Annotated in this window: 24 protein-coding genes; all 24 read right to left on the bottom strand. The window is 69.5% G+C overall.

Annotated features, from left to right (window positions below):
* Positions 1-88 precede the first annotated feature (88 nt).
* A complete protein-coding gene (gene murI / locus K7C98_RS16285) occupies positions 89-943 on the bottom strand; it encodes a glutamate racemase (RefSeq protein ID WP_224192592.1) in 855 nt (284 codons plus the stop codon).
* A 1-nt stretch (position 944) separates the two neighbouring features.
* A complete protein-coding gene (locus tag K7C98_RS16280) occupies positions 945-2,090 on the bottom strand; it encodes an acyl-CoA dehydrogenase family protein (RefSeq protein ID WP_224192591.1) in 1,146 nt (381 codons plus the stop codon).
* 40 nt (positions 2,091-2,130) lie between these two features.
* A complete protein-coding gene (locus tag K7C98_RS16275; protein ID WP_224192590.1) occupies positions 2,131-2,328 on the bottom strand; it encodes a hypothetical protein in 198 nt (65 codons plus the stop codon).
* Entirely contained in the window at positions 2,325-2,645 is a 321-nt protein-coding gene (locus tag K7C98_RS16270; protein ID WP_224192589.1) for a hypothetical protein, read from the bottom strand. The genes K7C98_RS16275 and K7C98_RS16270 overlap by 4 nt, the downstream gene beginning before the upstream one ends.
* Positions 2,642-3,322: a cytochrome c biogenesis protein CcsA gene (ccsA, locus tag K7C98_RS16265; RefSeq protein ID WP_224192588.1), complete on the bottom strand. Its 681-nt coding sequence runs from the start codon at positions 3,320-3,322 to the stop codon at positions 2,642-2,644. Before ccsA ends, K7C98_RS16270 begins: the two co-directional genes overlap by 4 nt.
* A complete protein-coding gene (locus K7C98_RS16260) occupies positions 3,319-4,071 on the bottom strand; it encodes a heme exporter protein CcmB (RefSeq protein WP_224192587.1) in 753 nt (250 codons plus the stop codon). Before K7C98_RS16260 ends, ccsA begins: the two co-directional genes overlap by 4 nt.
* A gap of 76 nt (positions 4,072-4,147) precedes the next feature.
* Entirely contained in the window at positions 4,148-4,903 is a 756-nt protein-coding gene (locus K7C98_RS16255) for an ABC transporter ATP-binding protein (protein WP_224192586.1), read from the bottom strand.
* On the bottom strand, positions 4,900-6,783 hold the full coding sequence (locus tag K7C98_RS16250) for a carboxypeptidase-like regulatory domain-containing protein (RefSeq protein ID WP_224192585.1): 1,884 nt from the start codon (positions 6,781-6,783) through the stop codon (positions 4,900-4,902). The genes K7C98_RS16255 and K7C98_RS16250 overlap by 4 nt, the downstream gene beginning before the upstream one ends.
* Positions 6,784-6,821: 38 nt before the next feature.
* Complete coding sequence (locus K7C98_RS16245) at positions 6,822-7,517, bottom strand: hypothetical protein (RefSeq protein ID WP_224192584.1); 696 nt, start codon at positions 7,515-7,517, stop codon at positions 6,822-6,824.
* 2 nt (positions 7,518-7,519) lie between these two features.
* A complete protein-coding gene (locus tag K7C98_RS16240) occupies positions 7,520-9,535 on the bottom strand; it encodes a heme lyase CcmF/NrfE family subunit (protein WP_224192583.1) in 2,016 nt (671 codons plus the stop codon).
* A gap of 19 nt (positions 9,536-9,554) precedes the next feature.
* Positions 9,555-9,974, bottom strand: a complete 420-nt coding sequence (locus K7C98_RS16235) for a cytochrome c maturation protein CcmE (protein WP_224192582.1) — start codon at positions 9,972-9,974, stop codon at positions 9,555-9,557.
* Positions 9,975-9,980: 6 nt separating this feature from the next.
* Positions 9,981-11,030, bottom strand: coding sequence for a GTP 3',8-cyclase MoaA (gene moaA, locus K7C98_RS16230; protein WP_224192581.1), 1,050 nt, complete (start codon positions 11,028-11,030; stop codon positions 9,981-9,983).
* Between the two features lie 135 nt (positions 11,031-11,165).
* Positions 11,166-11,714 carry a cytochrome C oxidase subunit IV family protein gene (locus K7C98_RS16225; RefSeq protein WP_224192580.1) on the bottom strand — a complete coding sequence of 183 codons (549 nt, stop codon included), beginning with the start codon at positions 11,712-11,714 and terminating at the stop codon, positions 11,166-11,168.
* A 22-nt stretch (positions 11,715-11,736) separates the two neighbouring features.
* Positions 11,737-12,420: a cytochrome c oxidase subunit 3 family protein gene (locus K7C98_RS16220; protein ID WP_224192579.1), complete on the bottom strand. Its 684-nt coding sequence runs from the start codon at positions 12,418-12,420 to the stop codon at positions 11,737-11,739.
* A 33-nt stretch (positions 12,421-12,453) separates the two neighbouring features.
* Positions 12,454-14,097: a cytochrome c oxidase subunit I gene (ctaD, locus tag K7C98_RS16215; RefSeq protein WP_224192578.1), complete on the bottom strand. Its 1,644-nt coding sequence runs from the start codon at positions 14,095-14,097 to the stop codon at positions 12,454-12,456.
* A 31-nt stretch (positions 14,098-14,128) separates the two neighbouring features.
* Positions 14,129-15,157, bottom strand: coding sequence for a cytochrome c oxidase subunit II (gene coxB, locus K7C98_RS16210; RefSeq protein ID WP_224192577.1), 1,029 nt, complete (start codon positions 15,155-15,157; stop codon positions 14,129-14,131).
* Between the two features lie 23 nt (positions 15,158-15,180).
* Positions 15,181-16,020: an SCO family protein gene (locus K7C98_RS16205; protein ID WP_224192576.1), complete on the bottom strand. Its 840-nt coding sequence runs from the start codon at positions 16,018-16,020 to the stop codon at positions 15,181-15,183.
* A 31-nt stretch (positions 16,021-16,051) separates the two neighbouring features.
* The gene (locus K7C98_RS16200) at positions 16,052-16,819 is read right to left on the bottom strand and encodes a hypothetical protein (protein ID WP_224192575.1); all 768 of its coding nucleotides are present in this window, start codon (positions 16,817-16,819) and stop codon (positions 16,052-16,054) included.
* Between the two features lie 17 nt (positions 16,820-16,836).
* Positions 16,837-18,093, bottom strand: a complete 1,257-nt coding sequence (locus K7C98_RS16195) for a hypothetical protein (RefSeq protein WP_224192574.1) — start codon at positions 18,091-18,093, stop codon at positions 16,837-16,839.
* 2 nt (positions 18,094-18,095) lie between these two features.
* Positions 18,096-18,749 (bottom strand): c-type cytochrome, encoded by a 654-nt coding sequence (locus tag K7C98_RS16190; RefSeq protein ID WP_224192573.1) that lies wholly within the window; start codon positions 18,747-18,749, stop codon positions 18,096-18,098.
* Between the two features lies 1 nt (position 18,750).
* Complete coding sequence (locus K7C98_RS16185; protein ID WP_224192572.1) at positions 18,751-19,296, bottom strand: DUF3341 domain-containing protein; 546 nt, start codon at positions 19,294-19,296, stop codon at positions 18,751-18,753.
* Between the two features lie 3 nt (positions 19,297-19,299).
* Entirely contained in the window at positions 19,300-20,703 is a 1,404-nt protein-coding gene (gene nrfD, locus K7C98_RS16180) for an NrfD/PsrC family molybdoenzyme membrane anchor subunit (RefSeq protein WP_224192571.1), read from the bottom strand.
* A 15-nt stretch (positions 20,704-20,718) separates the two neighbouring features.
* Complete coding sequence (locus tag K7C98_RS16175) at positions 20,719-23,988, bottom strand: Fe-S-cluster-containing hydrogenase (protein ID WP_224192570.1); 3,270 nt, start codon at positions 23,986-23,988, stop codon at positions 20,719-20,721.
* A gap of 26 nt (positions 23,989-24,014) precedes the next feature.
* The gene (locus K7C98_RS44835; protein WP_224192569.1) at positions 24,015-24,668 is read right to left on the bottom strand and encodes a cytochrome c3 family protein; all 654 of its coding nucleotides are present in this window, start codon (positions 24,666-24,668) and stop codon (positions 24,015-24,017) included.
* Between the last annotated feature and the right edge of the window lie 311 nt (positions 24,669-24,979).

The raw sequence follows: 24,979 nt of genomic DNA, 5'->3' as shown, positions 1-24,979 counted from the left end.
CCTGCCGCGAAAACCGCCGCGGGCGCGTGGCAACGTGCTGCTGCGACGCGGAAACACAGGCAGAAGACAGGCGAGGACCACGAGGCCGTTACAGGTCGACGAGCTCGACGTCCGCGGGCGCGATCGCCTCGCCGAGGAAGACGGCACCGACCCGCACGAACCGGGCGGGCGCGTCGGTGGCGAGGAAGCGGACGCCCCCGTGCCCTGCCCCGCGGGTCCCCTGGCCGGCGCGCAGCCCGGATCGCAGCAGGCACTCGCGCACGACCTCCGCGGTCGTCTCGGCCGAATCGACCAACCTGACGCGCGGGCCGGTGGCCGCGGCGATCGCCTCGCGCAGGACCGGGAAGTGCGTGCATCCGAGGACCAGGCAATCGAGCGCCGGTCGCTCGGCGACCACGCCCGCGAGGTAACGCCGTGCGACCGCCTCGGCGATCGGCCCGCCGGCCCAGCCCTCCTCGGCGAGCGCGACGAACAGCTGACACGCGACCGACACGACCTCGGCCGCCGGACGGGCGGCCCGGATCGCCCGCTCGTAGGCGCCGCCGCGCACGGTCCCCTCGGTGGCGATGACGGCGATCTGCCCGCTCACGGAGGCGGCGCACGCGGCCGCGGCTCCCGGCTCGATGACCCCGATCACCGGCAACGGCGCGAACACTGTCGCCAGGTGCCCGAGCGCGACCGCGGAGGCGGTGTTGCAGGCGACGACCAGCAGCTTGATCCCGCGGCCCACCAGCACCCGCGCGGCCTGCTCGGCGTATCGCGTGACCGTCTCGCCGCTCTTGGTGCCGTACGGCAGGCGGGCCGTGTCGCCGAGATAGATGAACCCTTCGTCCGGTAACGCGGACCGCAGGGCCCGCAGGACCGTGAGTCCGCCGACACCGGAGTCGAACACGCCGATCGGTAGATCGGCCTGGGCAGCCCCGTTGCCTTGCGCCGCGGTCACACTAGCCTCGAGCGAGGATGTTCTTGGCGATCACCATGCGCTGGACCTGCGAGGTGCCCTCGTAGATCTGCATGAGCTTGGCGTCGCGGTAGATCTTCTCGACCGGGTACTCGCGCGTGTAGCCGTAACCACCGAACACCTGCACGGCGTCGGCGGCGCACTTCACGACGCTGTCGGCGCCGACACACTTGGCGATCGCGCTGGTGTTGGTGCGACGAATGCCCTTGTCGACCTCCCACGCGGCCTTGTTGTAGAGGAGGCGCGTGGTCTCGTAGGCCATCGCCATCTCGGCGATCATAAACTGGATCGCCTGGTGCTCGGCGATCGGCTTGCCGAAGGTCTTGCGCTCCTTGGCGTAGCGCGCCGACTCGTCGAGGCAGCGGCGGATCATGCCGGCGCACTGCGAGCCGATCATCGGTCGCGAGCGGTCGAACACCTCCATGGCGACGTAGAAGCCCTTGCCCGGCTCGCCGAGGATGTCGTCGTCGGTCAGCGGGACGTCGTCGAACATGACGTCGCAGGTCTCGGAGGCGCGCTGGCCGAGCTTCTTCTCCTTCTTGCCGATGCTGATGCCGGGGCGGTCGCGGTCGACGACGAAGGCCGTGATGCCGCGGTGCCCGAGCGCCGGGTCGAGGGTGGCGAAGCCGGTGAAGATGCTGGCGTGGCCGGCGTTGGTGATCCACCGCTTCTGCCCCGAGAGGCGCCAGCCGTTGCCGTCGCGCACGAGGCGGGTCTTCATCGACGCGACGTCGGAGCCGGCCTCGGGCTCGCTGCAGGCGTAGCTGATGAAGATGAACTCCTCGGCGAGCCGGCGCAGGTGCTTCTGCTTCTGCTCCTCGCTGCCGGCGACCAGCAGCGGCAGCGCGCCGAGGTGGTTGCACATCACGCTGGTGGCGATCGCGGCGCAGCCGTAGGCGAGCTCCTCGGAGACGACGCAGCCATCGAGGGTGTGCAGCCCGAGGCCGCCGTAGGCCTCGGGGATCTCGATGTTCATCAGGCCGAGGTCGAACGCGGCCCGGAACACGTCGACGGGGAACTTCTCCGACTCGTCGTACTCGTGCGCGACCGGGATGATCGATTCGCGCGTGAATTTGCGCGCGGTCTGAATGAGGGCGTTCTGCTCGTCGGTATACGTCGGGTCGAACACGGCGCCCCCGCATACCACGGGCGCCAAGGCGACGCCAGCGTCACGGCTGGGCGTCGCGCGGGGCCGGAGGATCGTGAGACGACTCCGACTCCGACCTGGCCCTTCGGGCAGCTGCACGCCGGGCCACGAGATCGCGGTCGGCCGCGCTGCTCGCGGCGGCTCGACCGCCGAGGATGTACCCGATCAGGATCCCGAGGAGGAACACGCCCGGGATGTACAGGAAGTGGCCGAGCGTCACCCTCGCGGCCCTCCGCCGGCCTCCGTCCGCTCGAGCGCCCGGCGCAAGACGTCGACGTCGGCGCGCAGCCGCGCGGACCGGCGCCACAGGAACAGGCCGTAGGCGGCGAACAGCGCCCACAGGATGCCGTAGGCCCAGACGATGTGCTGGTAGTCGCTGGCGGTCTTGGCCGCGGCCTTGTCCTCGAGCGTGGCGAGGATCTCCTTCTCCTCGCGGCTGGTGCCGACCGCGGGCACGTAGTCACCGACTTCGGCCGGCGGGGGCTCGGCGTGGAAGGCGAGGCCGGTGATCAGGACGGGCGGGGCGATCGGTGTCATGCGCGAGAGTCCTCCAGGCGGACGTAGGCCTCGTCGAGCTCGCCGGCGAGGATGAGCTGACGGGCGCGGATGGCGAACAGACCGAAGCTGACCAGCAGCAGCGCGGCGAGCCCGGGCCAGAAGGTGGCCCACATCTCCGGCGGCAGCTTGGCGACCACGCCGGTGGTCGGGTGCGTGGTCTTCCACAGCTTCACCGCGTAGTAGATGAGCGGCACGTTGACGGCACCGAAGATCGCCAGCGCGGCGGCGAGGCGCTCCGACGCGTGCTGACCGAAGTGACGCAGCAGCAAGTAGGCGGCGATCACGAGCCACAGCAGCGCCGTGGTGACCTGGCGGGCGTCGCCGGTCCACGGGGTGCCCCACGTGGCGTGGCCCCAGATCGGGCCGGTGAGCAGCACGCCGAGGCCGCCGAGGAAGCCGATCTCGGCCGCGGCCAGGGCGACGGCGCCGGCCGTGCGCGAGCGCCGGCGCAGCTGCACGTAGGCGGCGATGCCGGAGATCAGGGCCATCAGCATGCACAGCCAGCCCATCGGCACGTGGAAGAAGAAGATCTTGAACGCGGTGCCCATCGTGCGCTCGTTGGGCGTGTGCAGGAAGACCCGCTGGACGCTGTAGACGACCAGCGGCGCGGCGGCCACGAACAGCAAGGGGACCACGAGCTCGGACTTCCGCTTCATGGAGACTCCTGACGGCGCGCGCCAGCCCGCGCGGCCCGTTGTGCCGCCGCGGCCGAGCGCGCCGGCGCCGACCCCACGAGCACCGGCTCGAACAGCAGCGCGCCGACGCCGAGCAGGATGACGTCGAGCGCGGCCATCTGGCCGAGGTAGCTGGGGAGGTTGGGGTTGTTGTCGAGCAGCGCGCGGGTGGTGACCAGCGCGAACATCAGCACCGGCGTGGTGACCGGGTAGAGGATGACGGCCAGCAGCATGTTCTTGCCGCCGCCGCCCGCCAGACCGGCCGCGAACAGGGTGCCGATGGCGACGTAGCCGAGGCAGCCGAGGACGACGAGCGCGGCTGTCTCGAGGGGCATGTCCCAAAAGACCTGTCCTGCGGGGAACATGCTGGCGAGCCCCGGGACCAGCAGGGCGCAGCAGACCAGCAGGACCAGCAGGGTCGAGCCGGCCTTGGCGACGTAGATCGCCAGGCGCTCGACCGGCGCGGCCAGCAGCGCGCGCAGGGTGTCGGCCTCGCGCTCGCGGTCGAACGCGCGCGTCAGCGTGATCGTGCCGACGAACGCGACCGTGAGCCACAACAGCCCGGGCACCGCCGGCAGGGTGTGCTTCTTCTCGAGCGCCGCGAACGACAGGTAGAACATGCCGAGCACGACCAGGGTGAAGAAGGTCGAGGTCAGGACCAGCTCGAGGTCACGCAACTCCTGCCGCAGCTCGCTGCGGAGGAGGAGCAGGCTCTGACGGAGCAGGCGCACCGGCGCCAGGTGTAGCACAGGGTCGGCGGGCGGCGGTACCGGGCCGTCCGCCCGCCTGCGGCCCGCGGACGCGGCCTCAGGCGGCGTGATCGTCGGGGCCGACGGCGTCCAGGACCGCGGCTGCGCGGACGGCGAAGGCGGCCGGGTCGTCGCCCCCGCGCTCGACCTCGCGGACGATCGCGCCGGCCTCGAGCAGCACCAGCCGGTCGCACACGCGCAGCAGCGTGCCCTGGTCGTGCGAGCTGAGGAGGATCGCCGCGCCGCGGTCGCGCTCGGCGAGCAAGGCCCCCGCCAGCTGCGACCGGCCGCGCGCGTCGAGGGCCGTGAACGGCTCGTCGAGGAGGAGCAGCTCGGGGTCGCCGGCGACGGCCCGGGCCAGCGCGACCCGCTGGGCCATGCCGCGCGAGAAGGTCGAGACCGGCCGGTCGAGCGCGTCGACCGGCAGGCCGAGGCCGCGGAGGACGTCGTCGGCTGGCCTCGAGGACAGGCCGGCGGCGCGTCGCAGCTCGGCGAACAGCTCGAGGTTGGCGCGCGCGCTGAGGCCCGGGTACAGCTGCGGCGCGTGGGCGACGAAGGCCAGGCGCGCGCGCAGCTCGAGGTCGACGTCGCCGACCTCGCGCCCGCCGAACCGCCGCTCGCCGCCGTCGGGCTGCAGGAGACCGGCGAGGATCAGGAACAGGGTGGTCTTGCCGGCCCCGTTGGCGCCGACGAGGCCGGTGATGCTGCCGGCGCGCAGCTCGAGGTCGACGCCGCGCAGCACGACCTTGCGGCCGAACCTCTGGGAGACCGATCGCAGGACGATCGGGGTGATCGGCGCCGGGGCGCCGGTCATGCCTTGTCCTGCCAGGCGGCCCCGGGGTCGGCGTGGCGCGGACGCGCCTCGAGGGCGTCGAGCTGGCAGAACACCTGGTCGAGCGCGACGACGATCGGCTCGCGCTCGGCCGGCCCCGCCGCCTCGAGCTGGCGCAGCAGCGCCGCCTTGCGCTTGAGCAGGCGGTCGCGCAGGCTGGCGCGCGGGCGCAGGGCGAAGCCGAGGCCGAACGCGACGGCGACGAACACGCCGAAGCCGAGGCCGAGCCATTGATAGATCCGCGGGCGCGTCACCAGGCCGTCGATCTGCAGGTCGTAGGCCTGCCCCTGCGGCAGCGCGCCGATCTCGTAGACGTCGAGGTCGACGCGGCTCTCGCCGTTCTGGTGCGGCGGCCGCACCGGCCCCTTCTTGGCCCCGCGCACCAGCTTCAGGCCGTCGACCACGACCGCGCGGCCGTCGACGATCGGGAACGGGGCGCTCCAGTGGATCTCCGCGGTGCCGTCGTGCTCGAGCAGGTACGCGGTCGACAGGTCGATGAGCTCGCCCGGGGGCAGCGGGCCCTCGATCGTGGTGAACGGGGCCTCCGGGGTGTGCTCGAGCAGCTGGTCGGCGCGGTCGCGGACGATCAGGCCGGTCGCGCCCTCGGCGGCGAGCAGCTTGTAGGGCTTGCCGGGCCAGTAGGCGGAGTCGCCGTCGACGTAGACCTGGAACAGGTGGTCGACGCGGGCGAGGTCGTTCTCCATCGACTCGACGCCGAACTGCACCGCCGAGCGCACGCGCGTGAGGTCGGTGGTGACCGGGAACACCCGCATCTCGACGGCGACGCCCATGCGTTCGTCGAGGGTGAAGAAGGTCGAGCGCCACGGGGCGCCGGCGTACGAGGCCTCGACGCGGAACAGGCCCTCGCCGGTGAGCGGGATGTCGCCGATCCGGGCGACGCCGTCCTCGCCGGTCGCGTCCTCGTAGCGCTTGCTGAAGCCGGTGGTGTCCTGCTTGATCACCGTGACCGGCACGCCGTCGATCGGCTGGTCGTCGGGGCCGAACACGGTGACGCGCACGGTGCCGGGCAAGATCGTCGGCACGGCCCGCGGGCCCATCGTCTGCCGCCGCGCCGGCGCGCTCGGGCCGACCACCGCGAGCACCACCGCCATGCCGGTGTCCTGGCCGGCGAGCGAGAACGGCTGGCTGCGCTCGGTCCCGGTCGACAGGTCGGCCTCGGCGACCAGCGAGACGTCGGCCGCGAGCGCGTCGAGGCCGGGGAAGCGCGCGGTGCCGCGGCTGTCGCTGACGGCCTCGCGCGTCTCGCTGTTGCCGTCGGGCCCGGTGAGCACCAGGCGGACCTTGGCGCCCTCGATCGGGGTGCCGCCGCGCAGGTCGAGGGTGCCGACCAGCAGCGTGCCCTTCGGCGTGCCGGGGTTGACGAACGCGACGCCCGGCAGCGGCACGTCGCCGGCGCTCGGCGGCGCGGCGCCGGTCGCCGGGCCCGTCGCGGCGGCGCCCGACGAACCTGCCCCTTTGACCAGGAGCACGCGGTAGCCCTGCGCCGGCGACACGGCGATCGGCTGCGAGCTCTGGCGCTCGCCGTCGAGGTCGGCGCTGGCGACCGCGGTGCCGCCGTGGAACGCCGCGAGGTCGGCGAAGCTGGCGCGCCCGTCGCCGCCGACCACCGCGGTGCGCGTCTCGGTCTTGCTGCCGTCGGCCGACTTGAGCTCGAGCGAGACGGTCGCGCCCACGGCCGGCTGGCTGAACCCGCCGAGCAGCGCGCGCACGGTGATCGTGCCCGGCTCGGTCTGCGGGTCGGCGCGCGGGATGCCGGACATCGCCCGCGGGTCGATCGGCGGGCCGCCCGGCGGCTGCGCCATAGCCTGTCCCGTAAGACATGTCCCGGCGAACATGAACATCAGGGCAGCAACACGCAGCCCCCGCCGTCGGCTCGCAGTCATGTGCCGATCTCCCCCGAGCTGGTCGCCCCGCCGCGCTTGGCCGTGCCGCTGATCTTGTTGCGCTCGAGCGAGACGCCGCAGTGCTTGCAGAACTTGGCGTCGTTCTCGTTGTGGCCGCTGCAGCTGCCGCAGATCCGCGAGGTGCGGTCGAGGTCGGGCGAGCTGATCTCGGTCATGTTGGGCGCCGGCGCCCCGCCCTCGCCGCTGTGCTTGCGCTCGAGATCGGCGAGCACCTTCTGCAGCTCGGGGTGGAGGTCGCCGCCGCCGTCGAGCGCGCGCATCACCTCGATCGCGCGCACGCGGTAGGTGCCGATCACGGCCTCGAAGTCGGCCGACGACAGCTTGCCCATGCCGTGGTCGAACTCGAGCTCCTTGATCGCGCGCAGCAGGCGGCGCTTCTCCTCGCGCAGCTCGGACTGGCTGAAGTGGCCGACGCCGCGGCCGACCTGGGCCAGGCTGTCGGGGCGGGCCAGGGCGCGGACCACCGCGTACATGCGGCGCAGCGCGTAGACCAGCGCCGCGCCGCAGACCGCGAGGGCGATGGTCGCCTCGTCGACGGGGCCGGCGGCGCGGGTGGCGACCAGCACCAGGACGAACGCGGAGGCCGCGAGCCCGGCGGTCAGCAGCGCGGTGCGCGGGCGCCTCGGCCCTGCCGCGGCGCGAGCGTCCTTGCTCTGCGTCGCATCGGTCACGCTCAGGACTCCTCTCCGGGGCCGTCGCTCTTGCGCGTGCCGACGCAGATCAGCGAGCCCGCGAGCATCACGGCGAAGCCGAACCAGATCCAGTTGACGAGCGGGTTGATGTAGAGGCTCATCTGCGTCCAGCCGGTGGACATGTCGACCTCCTGGATCGAGACGTACACGTCCTCGCCGAAGGTCATGTAGCGCGAGACCTCGGTGGTCGGCTGCTCGGGCAGCTGGAAGTACCACCAGCGCGCCGGCAGCAGCGTCGACTTGAGCTCGCCGTCCTTGAGCACCGCGATGTGGGCGGTGATCATCTCCTTCTGCCAGTCCTCGGTGGCGCGCAGGCCGTCGTGGCGGACCACGTAGTCGCCGAGCTCGGTGCTCTCGCCGGGGCGCATCGTCACCTTGCGCTCGATCTTGTAGGCGTTGCCGGCCCAGCCGAAGAACATCAGCACCACGCCGAGGTGGACGATGTAGCCGCCGTAGCGCCGGCGCGCGCGCAGGACCAGGCCGATCAGCGCGTCGAGGACGCTCTGCGGGCGCTGGCGCCGGCGCAGCGCGACGCCGCGGTAGAACTCCTGGACGATGGTCCAGAAGGTGAAGGCGCACAGGCCGAAGCAGGCCAGGCCCCACGGCGAGCCGAGGCCGGCGACCAGCAGCGCGACGACGGTGACGACGCCGGCGATCAGCGGGCCGAGGAACTGCTTGACCAGGTTGACCTGCGAGGTCTTGCGCCACGCCAGCAGCGGGCCGACGCCGGTCAGCAGCAGCAGCGACAGGCCGAGCGGGCGCATGTAGCGGTTGAAGAACGGCGCGCCGATGGTGACGCGCTCGCCCGGGTCCTGCCACGCCAGCCAGTCGGGGTAGCGCTCGGCCAGGATCATCCGCCACTCGGTGAAGGTCGGCCACATGGTCGCGCCGAGCACGAAGATCGCGGCGACCAGGAACAGCCAGTTGTTGACCAGGAACGCGAACTCGCGCGACAGCACGCTCTCGAGCTCGCCGCGCGAGCGCAGCAGCGGCAGGCGCCAGACGACCAGGCCGAAGCTGAACAGCACGATCGCCAGCATGAAGGCGCCGAAGGTCCACGCCAGCACCGGGTCGGCGCCGAAGGCGTGCACGCTCTGGACCACGCCGCTGCGGGTCATGAACGTGCCGACGATCGTCAGCAGGAAGCTGACGATCACCAGCGACACGTTCCACACCTTCATCATGCCGCGGCGCTCCTGGATCATGATCGAGTGCAGGAACGCGGTGACGGTGAACCACGGCAGAAGGCCCGCGTTCTCGACCGGGTCCCAGGCCCAGTAGCCGCCCCACCCCAGCTCCTCGTAGGCCCACAGGCCGCCGAGGATGAGGCCGAAGGTCAGGAACATCCACGAGAACAGGGTCCAGCGGCGGACGCTGCGCTGCCACGCGGCGTCGACCTGGCCGGTGATCAGCGCCGCCATGCCGAACGCGTACGGCACCGCCAGCGAGACGTAGCCGAGGTACAGGCTCGGCGGGTGGATGATCATGTACAGGTTCTGCAGCAGCGGGTTCAGGCCCTTGCCCTGGCTCGGGATGTCGAGCAGGTAGAGGCTGAACGGGTCCTTGATGAACAGCAGCAGGCCGGCGAAGAACGCCGTGATGACCGAAAGGACAGCCGCGGCGTGCGGCACGAACTCGCGGTGGCGGTCGCGGTTGGCGTGCAGCGCCAGCGAGGCGAACAGGGTGTGCAGCAGGACCCAGAACAGCATGCTGCCGTCGAGCCCGCCCCAGAACGACGTGATCTTGTAGAACAGCGGCATCGCGGCGTCGCTGGTCTTCTGCACGTACTGGATCGAGTAGTCGCCGGCGACGAAGGCGTAGATGATGAGCGCCGAGGCGAACGCGGCCAGGCCGAAGCTGGCGTACACGCTCTGCAGCCCGGCCTCGATCAGCCGCTCGGAGCGGCGGGCCGCGCCGATCGCCGAGAAGCCGGTGCCCGCGAGGCTGAGCACGAACAGCAGGAGGATCGAGGCCGTACCGAGGGTGGCGATGGACATGAGTGCTCCTTCGGACAGGTCAGCGACCGTTCTTGTCGGGGTCGGCCGAGGGCCGCTCCTCGTACTTCGACGGGCACTTGGCGGCCATCTCCTCCGACTCGAAGCGGCCGTCCTGCAGCTCGCCCGTGAGGATGACCTCGCCGCCCTCGGCGAAGGTGTCGGGCACCATGCTGGTGAAGTGGACCGGCATGCGCCGGCCCTCGCGCTCGATGTCGAAGGTGTAGTCGCCGGCCTCGCCCTTCTTCTGCTTGACGGTGCCGGGCACCACGGTGCCGTGGACCTTGATCATGCGGCCGCTGTACATCGCCGGGTTGTCGACGACCTTGTCGACGAAGATGTAGTCGAGCACGCCCTCGCCGCTGCTGGTGCTGACGAGGTAGAACACCGCGCCGCTGACGAAGAGGCCGATGAAGACTTTGGACGAGACGGGGAGCGCCATGACGGGTTAGCCTCCGATGCTGATCATCGCCTTGTCCGGGCCTCCGTGGCCATCCAGGGCGAAAGTGTGGCCCGACTGCTTGTAGCCCAAGACGGCGCGCACGCGCGCCGCGAGGGCGACCGCACCTTCGGATCGCAAGACCGAGCGTAGATCGCCGGCGTCGTCGCGGGCGAGACAATTGTGGAGCGAACCCGCGGCAGACAGCCGCAGGCGGTTGCAGGAGCCGCAGAAGTTCTCGGTCATGGGCGCGATGACGCCGACCCGCCGGCCTGCGTGGGGCCCGGAGGCGACGCGCCAATAGGTCGCAGGGCCGAGGCCGCGCACGCCCTCGCCGCTGTCGGCGACCAGCGGCGCCCCGGCCGCGAGCGCCACGCGTTCGCGGATCTCCGATGCCGGAAGCAGCTCGCCGGGGACGTACAGGCGGCCCCCCGACATCGGCATGACCTCGATGAAGCGCGGCACGTGGCCGCGCTCCCACGCCCACAGCGCCAGCGCGCCGAGCTCGTGGTCGTTGAAGCCGCGGATCGCGACGGTGTTGAGCTTGATGCCGGTGAAGCCGGCCGCGCTCGCCGCCTCGAGGCCGGCGAGCACCTCGGCGAGCACGCCGCGGCGGGTGATCGCGGCGAAGCGCCCGGGGTCGAGGCTGTCGAGGCTGACGGTGAGGCCGCGCAGGCCGGCCTGGCGCAGCGGCGCGGCGAGCCCGGCGAGCCGGGCGCCGTTGGTGGTCATGACGACGTCGAGCGGGAGGGCGGCGAGCGACGCGACCAGCTCGACGAGGCCGCGGCGGACCATCGGCTCACCGCCGGTGAGGCGCACGCGCTCGACGCCCATGCCCGCGAACACCTGGACGATGGTCGCTATCTCCTCGAGCGTGAGCAGGTCGGCGCGGGCGATCCGGTCGATGCCGTCCTCGGGCATGCAGTAGGTGCAGCGGTAGTTGCACCGGTCGGTCAACGAGACCCGCAGGTAGCGGACGCGACGCGCCTGCGGGTCGACCAGAGGCCCTCCGACCACCGCGGACGGCGGCCGCGCGGTGCGGAGTTGAACCAGGGTCATGCGCGGACAACTTGCTGTGTCGAGCCCATGTTACCACAGGCGCGAGCAGCGCCCGCCGGACGCAGAAAGCGAGCCCGGCCACGGGGCAGCCAGTGCCTCGTGGCCGGTCGCTCGCGCAGGGGCGCGGGGGGCAGCTCAGTGCGCTGCGGCCTTGTGCTCGGCCTTGGCGTCGGTCTTGTGCTCGCCGCCGCCGTGGCCTGCCTCACCATGGCCGCCGCCGTGGCCGCCGCCGTGGGCCTCGATCTCGGCGAGGACCTTGGCGCGGCGCTCGGGGACGTTGTCGACGCCGACCGCGAGGCCCTTGCCGGCGTTCTCCATCTCCTTCCAGCGGACGAACGTCTCCTGCTCGTCGTTGAGGGCGTCGCGGCTCTTGAGGTCGAACATCGTGAAGCCGAAGAAGATGCCGACGAAGATGATGGTCCCGAGGAAGACGAACAGGTGGTACTTGTCGTCGTACTTCAGGTGCATGAAGTAGGCGACGACCAGCGACGCCTTGATGAACGCGACGACCATCGCCACCGTGAGGCTGGCGGGGCCGAGGTCGGCGAACGAGACCGCGAAGGTCAGGCCGGTGAGGACGAACAGGGCGCCGATGACGGCGTTGTACGTGCTCATCGGCGAGATGTGCTCGTGGACCTCGTGGGCGTGCTCGACCGGTTGACCGTTGAGGAAGACCTTTGCCATGACAATCAACTCCGGGCGAGGGTCACTTGACCAGGTAGAGGAGCGGGAAGAGGAAGATCCAGATCAGGTCGACGAGGTGCCAGTACAGGCCGGTGTTCTCGATGGCCACGTAGTTCTTGGCGTTGAACTCGCCGCGACCGGCGCGGACGAACATCCACAACATGATGGCGAGGCCGATCGCCACGTGGATGCCGTGGAGGCCGGTCATCATGAAGTAGACGCCGAAGAAGATGTGCGGCAGCCCGTCGATCTCGTAGCCGTGCAGGTGCGCCGAGTAGAACTTGCCCGGCAGCATGCCGTGCTCGAACTTGGCGCTGTACTCGAAGTACTTGACCACCATGAAGATGCAGCCGCACAGGATGGTCAGCACGAGCATCAGCCGCAGCTTCTTGACGTCGCCGAGCTGGATCGAGCGGACCCCGAGGGCCATGGTGTACGAGGACGTCAGCAGGACCACGGTGTTGATGCCGCCGGCCCACTTGCTGAGGTACTCGTGCGCCTCGAGCACCATCTCCGGGTAGAACATCCGGAGGATGAAGTAGGCGAGGAACAGGCCCGAGAACATCAGGATCTCGGTGGCCAGGAAGAGCCACATCCCGAGCTTCGCGGCGGCCGTCTGCTGGCCCATCGTGTCGAAGTGGTGGGCCAGGTGCGGGTTGTGCTCGTCGTCGTCGTGGGCGGGCGCGTGGGCGTGTTCGTTGCTCATGGCTTCGTACCCCGTGGAACTCGCGTAAGTGAATCAGTGGTGAGCGCTGCCGCCCGACTTGTCGATCTCGGGGAAGTCGTAGGGGCTGCCGTGGACGTGCGGCGTGTCGTGGAAGTTGTGCTCGATCGGCGGGCTCTGGGTCTCCCACTCGAGCGACACGCCACCCCACGGGTTCGACGGCGCCTTCTCGCCCTTGAACAGCGAGTGCACCAGGTAGATGAGGGTCCAGAGCAGGCCGGCCGCGAGGATCCACGAGCCGATGGTCGAGACCTGGTGCATCGTCTGGTACTCGGGCAGGTAGGCGTAGTAGCGCCGCGGCATGCCCTGGTGGCCCAGGAAGAACTGGGTCATGAAGGTGACGTTGAAGCCGATGAACACCAGGAGGCAGCCGATCTTGCCGGCGGTCTCGTTGAACATCTTGCCGGTCATCTTCGGCCACCAGTGGTGGAGGCCGCCGATGAAGGCGACGACGGTGCCGCCGACCATGACGTAGTGGAAGTGCGCGACCACGAAGTAGGTGTCGTGGAGGTGCACGTCGATGGCCAGGGTCGACAGCGGCAGGCCGGTGAGGCCGCCGACCGTGAAGGTCCACAGGAACGCCATGCCGTACCAGCAGGCGGTGTTGTACTGGATGCTGCCCTTGTAGAGCGTCGCCACCCACGAGAACACCTTGATCGCGGTGGGCACGCCGACGGCGAAGGTCAGGAAGCTGAACAGCACGCCCGCCAGCTCGGACTGGCCCGAGACGAACAGGTGGTGGCCCCACACGACGAACGAGATGACGGCGATGGCGACCGAGGACAGCGCGATGGCCTTGTAGCCGAAGATGTGCTTGCGGCTGTGGACCGTGATGATCTCCGAGATGATGCCGAACCCCGGGAGGATCATGATGTAGACGGCCGGGTGGCTGTAGAACCAGAAGAAGTGCTGGAACAGCACCGGGTCGCCGCCCATCGCCGGGTCGAAGATGCCGATCCCGAGCGACCGCTCGATGATGAGCAGCAGCAGCGTGATCGCCAGCACCGGCGTCGCCAGCACCTGGATGACCGCGGTCGAGTAGATGGCCCACACGAACAGCGGCATCCGGTTCCAGTTCATGCCCGGCGCGCGCATCTTGTGCACCGTGACCACGAAGTTCAGGCCGGTGAGGATCGACGAGAAGCCGGCGATGAAGACGCCGGTCGTCGCCGTGATCACCGCCGTCCCTGTACTCGTGGAGTACGGCGTGTAGAACGTCCAACCCGTGTCGAGGCCGCTCGTCAGGATGGCGACGATCAGGAACACCGCCGCGACCGAGTAGACGTAGAAGCTCAGCAGGTTGAGCCGCGGGAACGCCACGTCCTTGGCCCCGAGCATCAGCGGCAACAGGAAGTTGCCCAGCGCCGCCGGGACGCTCGGGATGATGAACAGGAACACCATGATCGCGCCGTGCAGCGTGAAGACCTGGTTGTAGGTCTGGGCGCTCATGAAGTCCTGGTCCGGCGTGAACAGCTCGGTGCGCAGGGCGATCGCCAGGATGCCGGCGATCAGGAAGAAGAACATCACCGAGGCCAGGTACATCAGGCCGAGCCGCTTGTGGTCGACGGTGACGAGCCAGGACATCAGGCCCCGCTTCGACACCAGGTAGCTCGGCTCCGTGGCGGGGTGTGGGTCGTGCGACTGGACAGCAGTGGACATGGGAGACTCCGTGGGTGCCGCGGGCGAAGCGTTACTTCTGGGCCTTGATGTAGGCGATGAGCGCGGCGATCTGCTTGTCGTCGAAGCGCCCGGCGAAGCTGGGCATCTGCGGGCTGAAGCCGGACACGATCTTCGCGTTGGGCTCGAGGATCGACTCGCGGATGTAGTTCTCGTCGACGGTCACGGTGCTGCCGTCGGACAGGGTCTCGGTCTTGCCGAACAGACCCTTGAAGCTCGGGCCGGTCTTCACCGTGCCGTCGGTGGTGTGGCAGCTGGCGCAGCCGCCACGCGTGACCACGCGGGCGCCGAAGTCCTCGGTCGACTCGGTGTCGCCCTGCTTGAGCTCGCAGGCCTTGGCCAGCACCGCGTCGTACTCCTCCTGGGCGACGACGTGGACGCGGCCGACCATGCTCGAGTGCTCGTCACCGCAGTACTCGGTGCACATCAGCGGGTACAGGCCCGGCTTGGTCGCCTCGAACCAGAGCACCGTGTAGCGCCCCGGCACCACGTCCTTCTTCAGGCGGAACGCCGGCAGGTAGAACGAGTGGATGACGTCGAGCGAGGTCATCGTCAGGCGCATCGGCTGGCCGACCGGGACGTAGAGGTCGTTCGTCAGCGAGCAGCCCTTCACCTCGGGGTACTCGATCGTCCACGACCACTTCTGCCCGGTGACCCGCACGTCCATCGCGTCCGGCGGCGGCGTGACCTGCTTCATGTATTCGATCTCGCCCCAGGCGAACAGAATCACGAAGAAGAACGTCGGGATCGCGCTCCAGATGAACTCGAGCTTGCCGTTGTGGGTCAGCGGCGAGGTCTTGGCGTGGCCCTCGGCGGGCTTCTTGTACTTCCACATGAAGTACGCCTGGACGCCGATCATGCCGACGAAGGCGATGCCGCAGAGGATCCAGAAGAAGATGTAGAGCGAGTCGAGCGCCTCGGCGTTGGCCGAAGCCGCCGGCAGGAGGCTCCACGGGGAGTCCGACATCGGCGGCGTGCCCGGGTTCGAGGGCGGCAACGCGGCTTCCGCGGCGGCAGGGGCGATCAAGAGCGAGAAGAGCACGGGTTTACCTCCGCAGGTCCCTGTCAGGCCGTGGCCCGGCGTTCACGCCGCCAGTACACGAGCAGGGCTGTTCCGATCAATAACACAGTCACGGCGCCCGCGATGCGCATGAGACCGAACGCAAACGGGCCGTAGCGACCGAGGGTCGCGTCGTAGTGAAAGCAGCTGAGGATCAGCCGGTCGATGGTGCTGCCGACCCGACCCTCGCTCGCCTCGATGAGGGCGAATTTGAGGTCGTTGGGCATGTACGACAGGCCGTAGACGTAGCGGGCGATCTTGCCCTCGGGGGACAGGAACGCGATCACCGCCGGGTGCGCGTACTGGTCCTGCTCCGGGTCGTACGTGTACGAAATCCCGAGCTGGGCCGCGAGCAGGCGCACGTTCAAGGCGTCGCCGGTGAGGAAGGCCCAGTCGACGTCGTCGCCGCGCTCGAGCGAGTGGAGGTGGCCCTGCCGCTTGGACCTGGCCAGCTCCGTCGTCTCCCGCGGGTCGATGCTGACGGTGACGATCCGGAAGTGCTCGTCCCCCGCCGTCCAGTCGAGCTTGTGCAGCGTGTCCGTCAGCTCGTTGAGCTGCACGTTGCACAGCACCGGACAGCGGAAGTAGTTCATCGTCACCAGCACCGGCCGCTTGCCGTCGAGGTAGTCACCGAGGGTGACGCTCTTGCCGGTGTGGTCGACGAAGCTGAGCCCGCGGTCGACGTCGAGGCCGAGGTGCTCGTCGACGTCGATCGCCGTCATCGCCGGCGCCAGGACCTGATTGCTCCCCGACGGCTGCGCGTCCAGCGGAGCAGCGCGCACGCCGGCGGCTGACCCGAAGGCCAGGGCGGCGGAGAGGCAGGCTGCGGAGATCCGGCAGGACATGGCGAACGAGGACGGGCTTCAGGGCAGGACGTCAGTGCGCGGGCGCAGGCGCGGGCGCGGCGGGCTCACCGGCTGGATGGCTCTTGGAGCCGACCGGCTCGACGGTGCCTCCGGGGACCGGCTTGGCGCTCTCGCGCTGGCCCTTGTCGAGGTCGAGGGGCATGGCGTCGTCCTTGTTGACGGTGGGCATGGTCGTCCCCCCGGCGGGCGGCGTGCCAGCCGGCGCGGCACCCTCGGCGGGCGCAGCGGCACCCTTGGCGGGCGCAGCAGCGGCACCCTCGGCGGGCGCGGTGGGGGCCGCGCCGTCGACGGGCGCACCACCGGCACCCGGGGCCGGCGTGCCCTCGGTCCCGTCAGGCGCCGGCGTCGGCACCGGGGCGGCCTTCTGCCCGCCCGCGGCGACGTCGTCGGGGTGGATCCACCCCGGCGGCGGGGCGAACGCGCCGAGCTTCTCCGGCTTGGCGAGGATCAGGTCGCGCGCCGAGGCCAGCGGGATGTAGTTGTAGCGGCCGACGACCTTGCCGGTCGCGTCGGTGATGCTGTCCTCGCCGGCGCCGCGGGTCCGCGTCTCCATGTCCTTGCGGTACTTGGCGAGCAGGGCCGAGCCCTCCTTGCCGCGCTCGGACTCGAGGTCGCGCGCCTGGTCGTTGAACAGCTGCACGCAGGTGATCAGCGAGAGCAGCGTCAGCGCGCCCAGGCCCCAGACGATGTTGAACAGCTCGCGGGTCGGCGGCGCGTCGAGCTCGTGGCCACCGCCGTGTCCGTGCCCGCCGTGCGAATCGTTGTGATGCTCGGTCATGACTGCCTCCGCTCCGCTCAGAAGTTCTCGAACTGGACCGACTCCTCGATCCGCGGGTCGCCGGTGGGGACCAGGGCCTTGCGGCCGAGCGCCCAGGTGAAGGCGGCGATGAACACGCCGGCCGCGCCGAGCAGCGCGAGGATGTCGACCGCGCCGATGTGCATGTGCATCACGTGGTCACCGCTCTCCAGCGCGTGGTGGTGGGCACGCACCGGCTGGATCAGCCAGAACATGTCGACCACCTGCATGAACAGCACCCACACCGCGGCCAGCGTCAGCGTGAAGGCGTTGCGCTTGACCCCGCGGCGCAGCAGGAAGAAGAACGGGATGAAGAAGCGACCGATGACCAGCAGGAAGGTCAGCGGCAGGAAGTCGTCGGCGATGCGGTAGCCGAACCACATCGTCTCTTCCGGGATGTTCGCGTACCAGATCAGGAAGTACTGGCTGAACGCGATGTACGTGTAGAACACCGTGAAGCCGAACAGGTACTTGCCGAGGTCGTGGTAGTGCTCGGTCGTGACGACGCCGCGCAGGTAGCCCGACTTGTGCAGCAGGATGACCGTCAGCGTGATCAGGCCGAACATGCTGAGGGCGCTGCCGGCGAAGTAGTAGACGCCGAACATGGTCGAGAACCAGTGCGGGTCGAGCGACATCAGCAGGTCGAACGCCGCGAAGGTCAGCGACAGCGCGAACAGGAACAGCGCCGGGGCCGCCCAAAAGCGCATGCTGTGCGCGGCGCGGATGCCGAGCTCGGGCTTGCCGTCGCTGCCGGTGCTCTTGCCGTAGAAGAACAGCGAGAGCAGCGTCCACACGCCGAAGTAGACGAACATGCGGATGCGGAAGAAGCCCTCGTTGAGGTAGGCCTTCTTCGCGTTGAGCATGAAGTCATGCTCGACCGCGGCGACGTCGGTCCAGTGGTAGAGGTCGTGCGCGCCGAGGAAGATGATCGGCAGGCCCAGCAGGCACAGCGCCGGCAGGGTGATCATCATGTTCTCGGCGATCCGGCGGACCGCGATCGACCAGCCGGCGCGGACCAGGTGCTGGAGGATGACGAAGAACAGGCCGCCGAGGGCGAACGCCAGGAAGACCATGTAGCCGACCAGGTACGCGTACCAGAAGGCGTGCGTGTCGCCGTGGCTGGTGGCCCAGGCGCCGCCGATGCCGGCCGCGCCGAGCAACAGGCCGATGATCGGCATCTTGCGCCACATCGACCCGGCGGGGATGTGGATCTGATCGGCCGGGAGGACGAACGGCTTGTCGTGATCGTGGCTCATGGCTACTTGGCCTCCTCGGGCGTGCGCGCGACCTGCAGCGTGCGGACCCACACCGTGATCGCCCAGCGGTCCTGGGCCGAGATCTGGGCGGCGTAGGGCTGCATCGTGCCCTTGCCGTTGGTGATGACGTCGAAGAAGTGCCCCAGCGGCATGGCCCGGATCTGCGGGTCGTTGAGGTTCTTCGGCGCGACGCTGAAGCCGCCGCCGCGCAGGGTGGCGATGCCCTGGCCGCCGCCGGTGTAGTCGTGGCAGGGCTGGCAGTAGATGTTGTAGCGCTCCTCGCCGCGGGCCATCAGCTCGGTGCTGAGCTTGATCGCCGCCGGGAGCCGGTCGATCAGGCGGCCGTCGGCGCCGCGCCCGCGGTACAGCTCGTCGTCGTCGTGCAGCTGCCCGACGGCCACGGTGCCGGCCACCGGCAGGCGCGCCGCCCTGCCCTCGCACTGGTGCGGGTTGTGGGCGTTGGCGCAGTCGACGTCCTTGAAGAAGTCGTTGACCTCCTGGGCGTCGAAGCGCTGCTGGAAGTCCATGTTCTGGATGAGGTGGACCGGCGGCAGCTCGGACCGGTTGCCCTGACAGCCGACCGCACCGATGAGAGCGCAGCCGAGGGCGATGGCCGAAGCAGACCCGAAGGGACTGGGAAGGAGTTTGCGTGCCATGTCAGTCCTCGACCTCCTCGATGTGCAGGGCGCCGGTGCGCTCGAGCAGCTCGCGGGTCTTCTGGGGGTCGTACTTGGGGTCGCGCGCCTCGATGGCGATGAAGAACTTGTCGTCCGTGTGGCGCAGGAACCGCTCGCTGTTGAACAGCGAGTGGTACCACATCGGCAGACGGTTCAGCCCGAGCATGCCGAACACCGCGCCGAAGGCGGAGAACAGCACGCCGAGCTCGAACGTCACCGGCACGAAGGCCTGCCAGCTGAAGTACGGCTTGCCGGCGATGACGATCGGGTAGTCGATCGTCGAGGTCCACCACTGCAGCAGCATCGCCAGCGAGGCGCCGGTCATGCCCATGGCGAACACGATCCACGGCAGCACGCTCGGCCCGAGGCCCATGGCCTTGTCGAGGTTGTGCACCGCGAACGGCGTGTGCGAGTCCCACACCTTGTAGCCGGCGTCGCGGACCTGTTCGCACGCGTGGTAGATGGCCCGGGCCGAGTCGTACTCGGCGAGCAAGCCGTAGGTCTTCTTCTTGAGGGGCTTACTCATGGCTCAATGACGCTCCCCGTGCGCACCGTCGCCGTGGTAGTGCGGGTTGGCAATCGACATCACGCTCTTGACCTCGCCGATGGCGACGGTCGGGAGGTAGCGGACGAACAGGCAGAACAGGGTGAAGAACAGGCCGAAGCTGCCGACCAGGGTCGACACGTCCCACACCGTCGGCGAGTAGTAGTCCCAGCTCGACGGCAGGAAGTCGTGGTGGAGCGAGGTCACCGTGATGACGAAGCGCTCGAACCACATGCCGATGTTGACGAAGATCGAGAGGATGAACAGCCACACCACCGAGCGCCGGATCCGCTTGATCCAGAAGAACTGCGGGGTGATGACGTTGCAGCTCACCATGATCCAGTAGGCCCACCAGTAGTCGCCGAACAGGCGGTTCTGGAAGGCGAAGCTCTCGTACGGGTTGCCCGAGTACCAGGCGATGAAGAACTCCATCGCGTACGCGTAGCCGACCATCGTGCCCGTCAGCAGGATGATCTTCGCCATGTTCTCGAGGTGCTTGATCGTGATGATGTGCTCGAGCTTGAACCAGGCCCGCAGCGGCAGCAGCAGCGTGAGCACCATCGCGAAGCCGGAGAAGATGGCGCCGGCGACGAAGTAGGGCGGGAAGATCGTGGTGTGCCAGCCGGGCAGCTGCGACACGGCGAAGTCGAAGGACACGATCGTGTGCACGGAGAGCACCAGCGGCGTGCTCAGACCGGCGAGGATCATGTAGGCCTTCTCGTAGTTGAGCCAGTGCCGCGTGGACCCGCGCCAGCCGAGCGCGAACAGCCCGTAGGCGAAGCGCCGGATCGGCGTCTTGGCCCGGTCGCGCATCGTCGCCAGGTCGGGGATCAGGCCGACGTACCAGAACAGCAGCGAGACCGTGAAGTAGGTCGAGACCGCGAACACGTCCCAGAGGAGCGGGCTGCGGAAGTTCGGCCACATCTCCATCTGGTTCGGCAGCGGCAGCGGCCAGTAGATGAACCAGGGACGGCCGGTGTGGAACGTCGGGAACTGCAGCGCGCAGATGACGGCGAAGATCGTCATCGCCTCCGCGGCGCGGTTGATCGACGTGCGCCACTTCTGGCGGAACAGGAACAGAATCGCCGAGATCAGCGTTCCGGCGTGGCCGATGCCGACCCAGAACACGAAGTTGACGATCGCCCAACCCCACGCCACCGGGTTGTTGAGGCCCCAGATGCCGGTGCCCATGTAGAGCAGGTAAGCGATCGAGATGAGGTACACCCCGAGCAACATCACCGACGGGATGAACGCGATCCACCAGCGGCTGCTGGGGACCTCGATCGGCCGCGCGACGGCCTCCGTCACGTCGTGGAAGGTGACGTTTGCACCGTCGACGAGTTCCTTGCGGCCGGTGATCGGGTCGAGTTCGTCTTGATACTGAGCCATGTGCGTCACCTGGGCTTAGTGCGCCGGGGCGTGGTCGGCCTTGTGCTCGGCAGCGGCCCCGTGGGCGGGGGCAGCGGCCGGCGCGGCGGCCGGGGCCGGAGCGGACGGAGCGAGCTCGGTGTTGGGGTTGCGGATCCGGCCGAGGTAGGTGGTGCGCGGCCGCGTGTTGAGGTCGGTGAGGACGCCGTAGTGACGGACGTTGGTGCGGGCCTGCGAGACCCGCGTGGTCGGGTCGGCGACATCGCCGAACACGATCGCCTGCGAAGCGCACGACTGCTCGCACGCGACGACGATGGCGCCGTCCTTGACGGTGTCCTCGCCGGCGACGTGGGCCTGGATCTTGGCCTCCTGGATGCGCTGGACGCAGTACGAGCACTTCTCGATGACGCCGCGGAAGCGCACCGTGACGTCCGGGTTCTTCTGCATCCACAGCAACTTCTCGTCGTCGCTGTTCATCGGGTCGCGGTTGAAGTTGAAGAAGTTGAACCGGCGGACCTTGTACGGGCAGTTGTTGGCGCAGTACCGCGTGCCGATGCAGCGGTTGTAGGCCATGTCGTTGAGGCCCTCGGGGCTGTGCGCGGTCGCGGCCACCGGGCACACGTTCTCGCACGGGGCGGTCTCGCAGTGCTGGCACAGCATCGGCTGCACGACCGCGGCCGGGTCCTCCTTGGCGCCGCTGTAGTAGCGGTCGAGGCGGATCCAGTGCATCTCGCGGCCGTTGGCGATCTGCGAGCGGCCGACCACCGGGATGTTGTTCTCGGCCTGACAGGCGACGACGCAGGCGCTGCAGCCGTTGCACTTGTTGAGGTCGATGACCATGCCCCACTGCTGCTTGCCGACCAGCGCCGGCGCGCCGAAGTCGGGGTGGGTGTTGTGGTCCCACAGCGAGACCAGCTTGTCGGGCGCCATGAGGTCGCCCTTGATCGCGAACTCCCGGCCGTTGGCCTTGAAGTCCTCGACGGTGGTCTCGCGCACGATCGGGCGGTCGGGGTAGCCGCGGCCCGGGTTCAACAGGTTCGGGTCCATGTCGTCACGCGTCGACGCCATGTCGATCGCCGGCGACAGCGAGCCCCAGTCCTGCGTGGAGAAGATCTTGCGCTGGCCGCCGAACTTGGCCACGTCGCCGCCCTGCACGAACCAGGGGTTGGCGGCGCTCTGCAGCGGGTACACGTCGACGCCGGCGCCGTTGGCGGCGAGACCGATGTTGTCCCGGCCGTAGCCGAGCGCGAGCGAGACGGTGTCGTCGGCCTGGCCCGGGGCGATCCAGATCGGGATCTGGACCGAGCGGCCGCCGACGGTGACGGTCACGAGGTCGCAGTTCTCGACGCCGAGCTTGCGCGCGGTGGCGATGCTGACGTAGGCCGCGTTGTCCCAGGTCAGCTTCGTCATCGGGTGCGGCAGCTCCTGCAGCCACGCGATGTTGGCGAAGCGACCGTCGGCGACCTTGGGGTCGACGTGGAAGTTGACCTCGAACTTGGAGGCCGTGAAGTCGGCCGCCTTGATCGCCTCGGCCAGCTTGGCGAACTCGCGCGGGACCGGGTTCTGGCCCGAGCGCGGCACGCCGTGGACGACGCCGTCGTGCAGCCAGCGGCGCCAGACCTTGTCGGACCACATGGCGCCGAGGACCTTCCGCCAGTAGCCCTGGACGAGGCTGTAGCCGTCGACCTCGGCGCCGCTGGCGATCCACGACAGCAGCTCGAGCGCGCTCTTGCTCTGGTGGAGCGGAGCGATCAGCGGCTGGACGATCGAGACGGTCGCGTCGGCCGCCTCGAGGTCGCCCCACGCCTCGAGGTACGTGGTGGCCGGCAGGTGCCAGGCGGCCAGCTTGCCGGTCTCGTCGTTGTAGAGGCCGTGGTGGATGACGGTGACGCCCTTGAGCTTGGCGGCCAGCTCGAGCTCGCCGGGGGTCTCGTAGGCGGGGTTGCAGTCGATCACCAGGACGGTGTCGACGCCGGCGCCGAGCGCCGCCGCGAGGCCGGCGATCGGCTCGGCCGCGACCGCGGTGTCGTCGTGGCGCAGGCGGACGCTGCTGCCGACGTTGCCGAGCATGGTGTTGATCAGCAGGCCGAGCGCGTGCGCCCACGCGGGCTGACGCTCGCCGACGATCACGAGGCTGTGGGCGTCGCGGGCGTCCTTGGCCGCCAGCAGGTCCTTGGCCAGGACCTTGACGAACTTCTGCTCGGCGTCGGTCAGGGTGACGGCCGGCAGCGCGTCGAGCACCGCCTCGGCGCCGCTCGGGGCCTTGCTGCTGCCCTTGATCTCGTTGGCCAGGGCGATGAGGACCGCGCCGACCTGGCCGGCGCGCATGCGCAGGCGGTGGTCGGCCTGGGCGCCGGTGATGCTGAAGTGCGGCTCGACGACGTAGAGCCGGTTCATGCTGGCGGCGTCGGCCTGCGAGTGGACCTCGCGGCCGGCCGCGAACTCGCGCTGCAGGCGGACGCTGTCCTGCTCGCCGCACAGGAAGTCGCTGTCGGCCGAGAAGATGACGCGCGTGCCGGCGGCGGTGATCTGCCCGGCCGCGCTGCCCTTGCCCTGGATGTGATAGGTGAAGCGCGCCCCGGCGCCGCACAGCAGCTCGGCGCCGGCGTCGGCGTTGTGCGAGCCGACGACGTCGCCGTTGAACAGCTTGGCCTTGGGGAAGTTGGTGGTGAAGGTCTTGAGCGCCTCGCGCAGCGACGGCGACAGCACCGTCGGCAGCACGACCGCGAGACCCTCACCCTGCTTGCCGCGCAGCTCCTTGAACTTGGCCCCGAGCTCCTCGGTGACCGTGTCCCAGTCGCTGGCCTCCTGCGCCTCGCCCTTGCGCTTCAGCGGGGTCCGCGAGCGCGCCGGGTCGTAGAGGCCCATGACGCTGGCCTGCGCCCACGAGTCGGTGGCGCCGAGCGAGCCGCTGTGGCGCGGGTTGCCCTCGACCTTGGTCGGGCGACCGTCCTGCGACTCGACCAGCAGGCCCTGCACCGTGCCGCCGACCTGGTACGCGGTGGCGTAGTAGACGGCCTGGCCGGGGATCGTGTCTTCGGGCCGCTTGCTCAGCGGGACGATGTGCTCGACCGGCTTGCGCACGCACCCGGCCGAGGCCAGCGCCGTCGAGGCGCCGACGAGGCCCATGAACTTGCGCCGCGCGAGCGAGGTGACGGGCACGAAGCTGCTCGCGCCGCCGTCCGAGCTCTCGCTCGCGCTCGCGTCCTTCAGGCCCGGGAACTCGTCGTGCTGCGGGGCCAGCGTGCCGTCGTGATCCGCGAGGCTGCGCCAGTATGCCTTGAGGTTGTCGGTGGACTTGGTCATGCGAAAAACCTGTCGCTGGCGGCGGGTTAGCGGTGGCACCCCGAGCAGTGCTCAGGCGGGTTGACGTCGCGCTTGCGCTTCGGGTCCTTGGCGGCGTCGTAGGCCTTGCCGTCGGTCGCCGGGTCCCACGCCATGTTCGTGATCTGGTCGACCGGCCGCAGGTTGGGCTCCGGGTCGCGGTGGCACTCGAGGCACCAGCCCATCGACAGCGGCTTCGCCATCTCGACGATGGTCATCTGATCGATGCGACCGTGACACGACGAGCAGCCGACGCCGGCCGCGAGGTGCGGCCGGTGATCGAAGAACGCGAAGTCCGGCAGCTGGTGGACGCGCACCCACGGGATCGTCTCGCCGGTCTCGAAGCTGTCGCGCACGAGCTTGAGACGCGGGCTGTCGGTCTTGACCAGCGAGTGGCAGTTCATGCACGTCGCCGCCGGCGGCACGGCCGCGACCGCGGCCTTCTCGACCGTGTTGTGGCAGTAGCGACAGTCCATGCCCATGTCGCCGGCGTGCAGCTTGTGGCTGAACGGCACCGGCTGGATCGGGCGGTAGCCGGCGTCGGTGTACTTCGGCGAGAAGTAGTACCAGACGAAGCCGACGAGGCCGGCGAGCGCGAAGGGGCCGAGCACAGCGACGGCGAGCGGGATGTTGTTGGTCCAGCGGGGAAAAATGGCCGGCACTTCAGTTCACCCTCTTCTTAAAAGGTCCAGGGAGGCCGCAGGGACCCCCCGTGCTGGGACGTGTTCGTGGCGCGACATGAAAGCAGCGAGAAACGACCAGGACCCTTGTTTCGCGGCGCACCCTAACAGCACCGCGGGCGCCAGTGCAACAGTCGTGAGCGGGCCCGAGGTCGAAGGGGCCGGCAAGTTTCGCGGCCGTCGCCTGTATGGATCGTGATCGACGGCCTCGGCGCCGACGACCGGTGCGACCGCCTGACTCGGTCCAGACCGGTCGACCGCACGGCGCATCGCTCCGTACGGGTGTTCGCAAT

This window comes from Nannocystis pusilla (assembly GCF_020073745.1).
In the GTDB taxonomy this organism is placed as follows: domain Bacteria; phylum Myxococcota_A; class Polyangia; order Nannocystales; family Nannocystaceae; genus Nannocystis; species Nannocystis radixulma.
The sequence above is the reverse complement of the archived record's forward strand: the minus strand, read 5'-3'. Positions and strand labels throughout refer to the sequence as shown.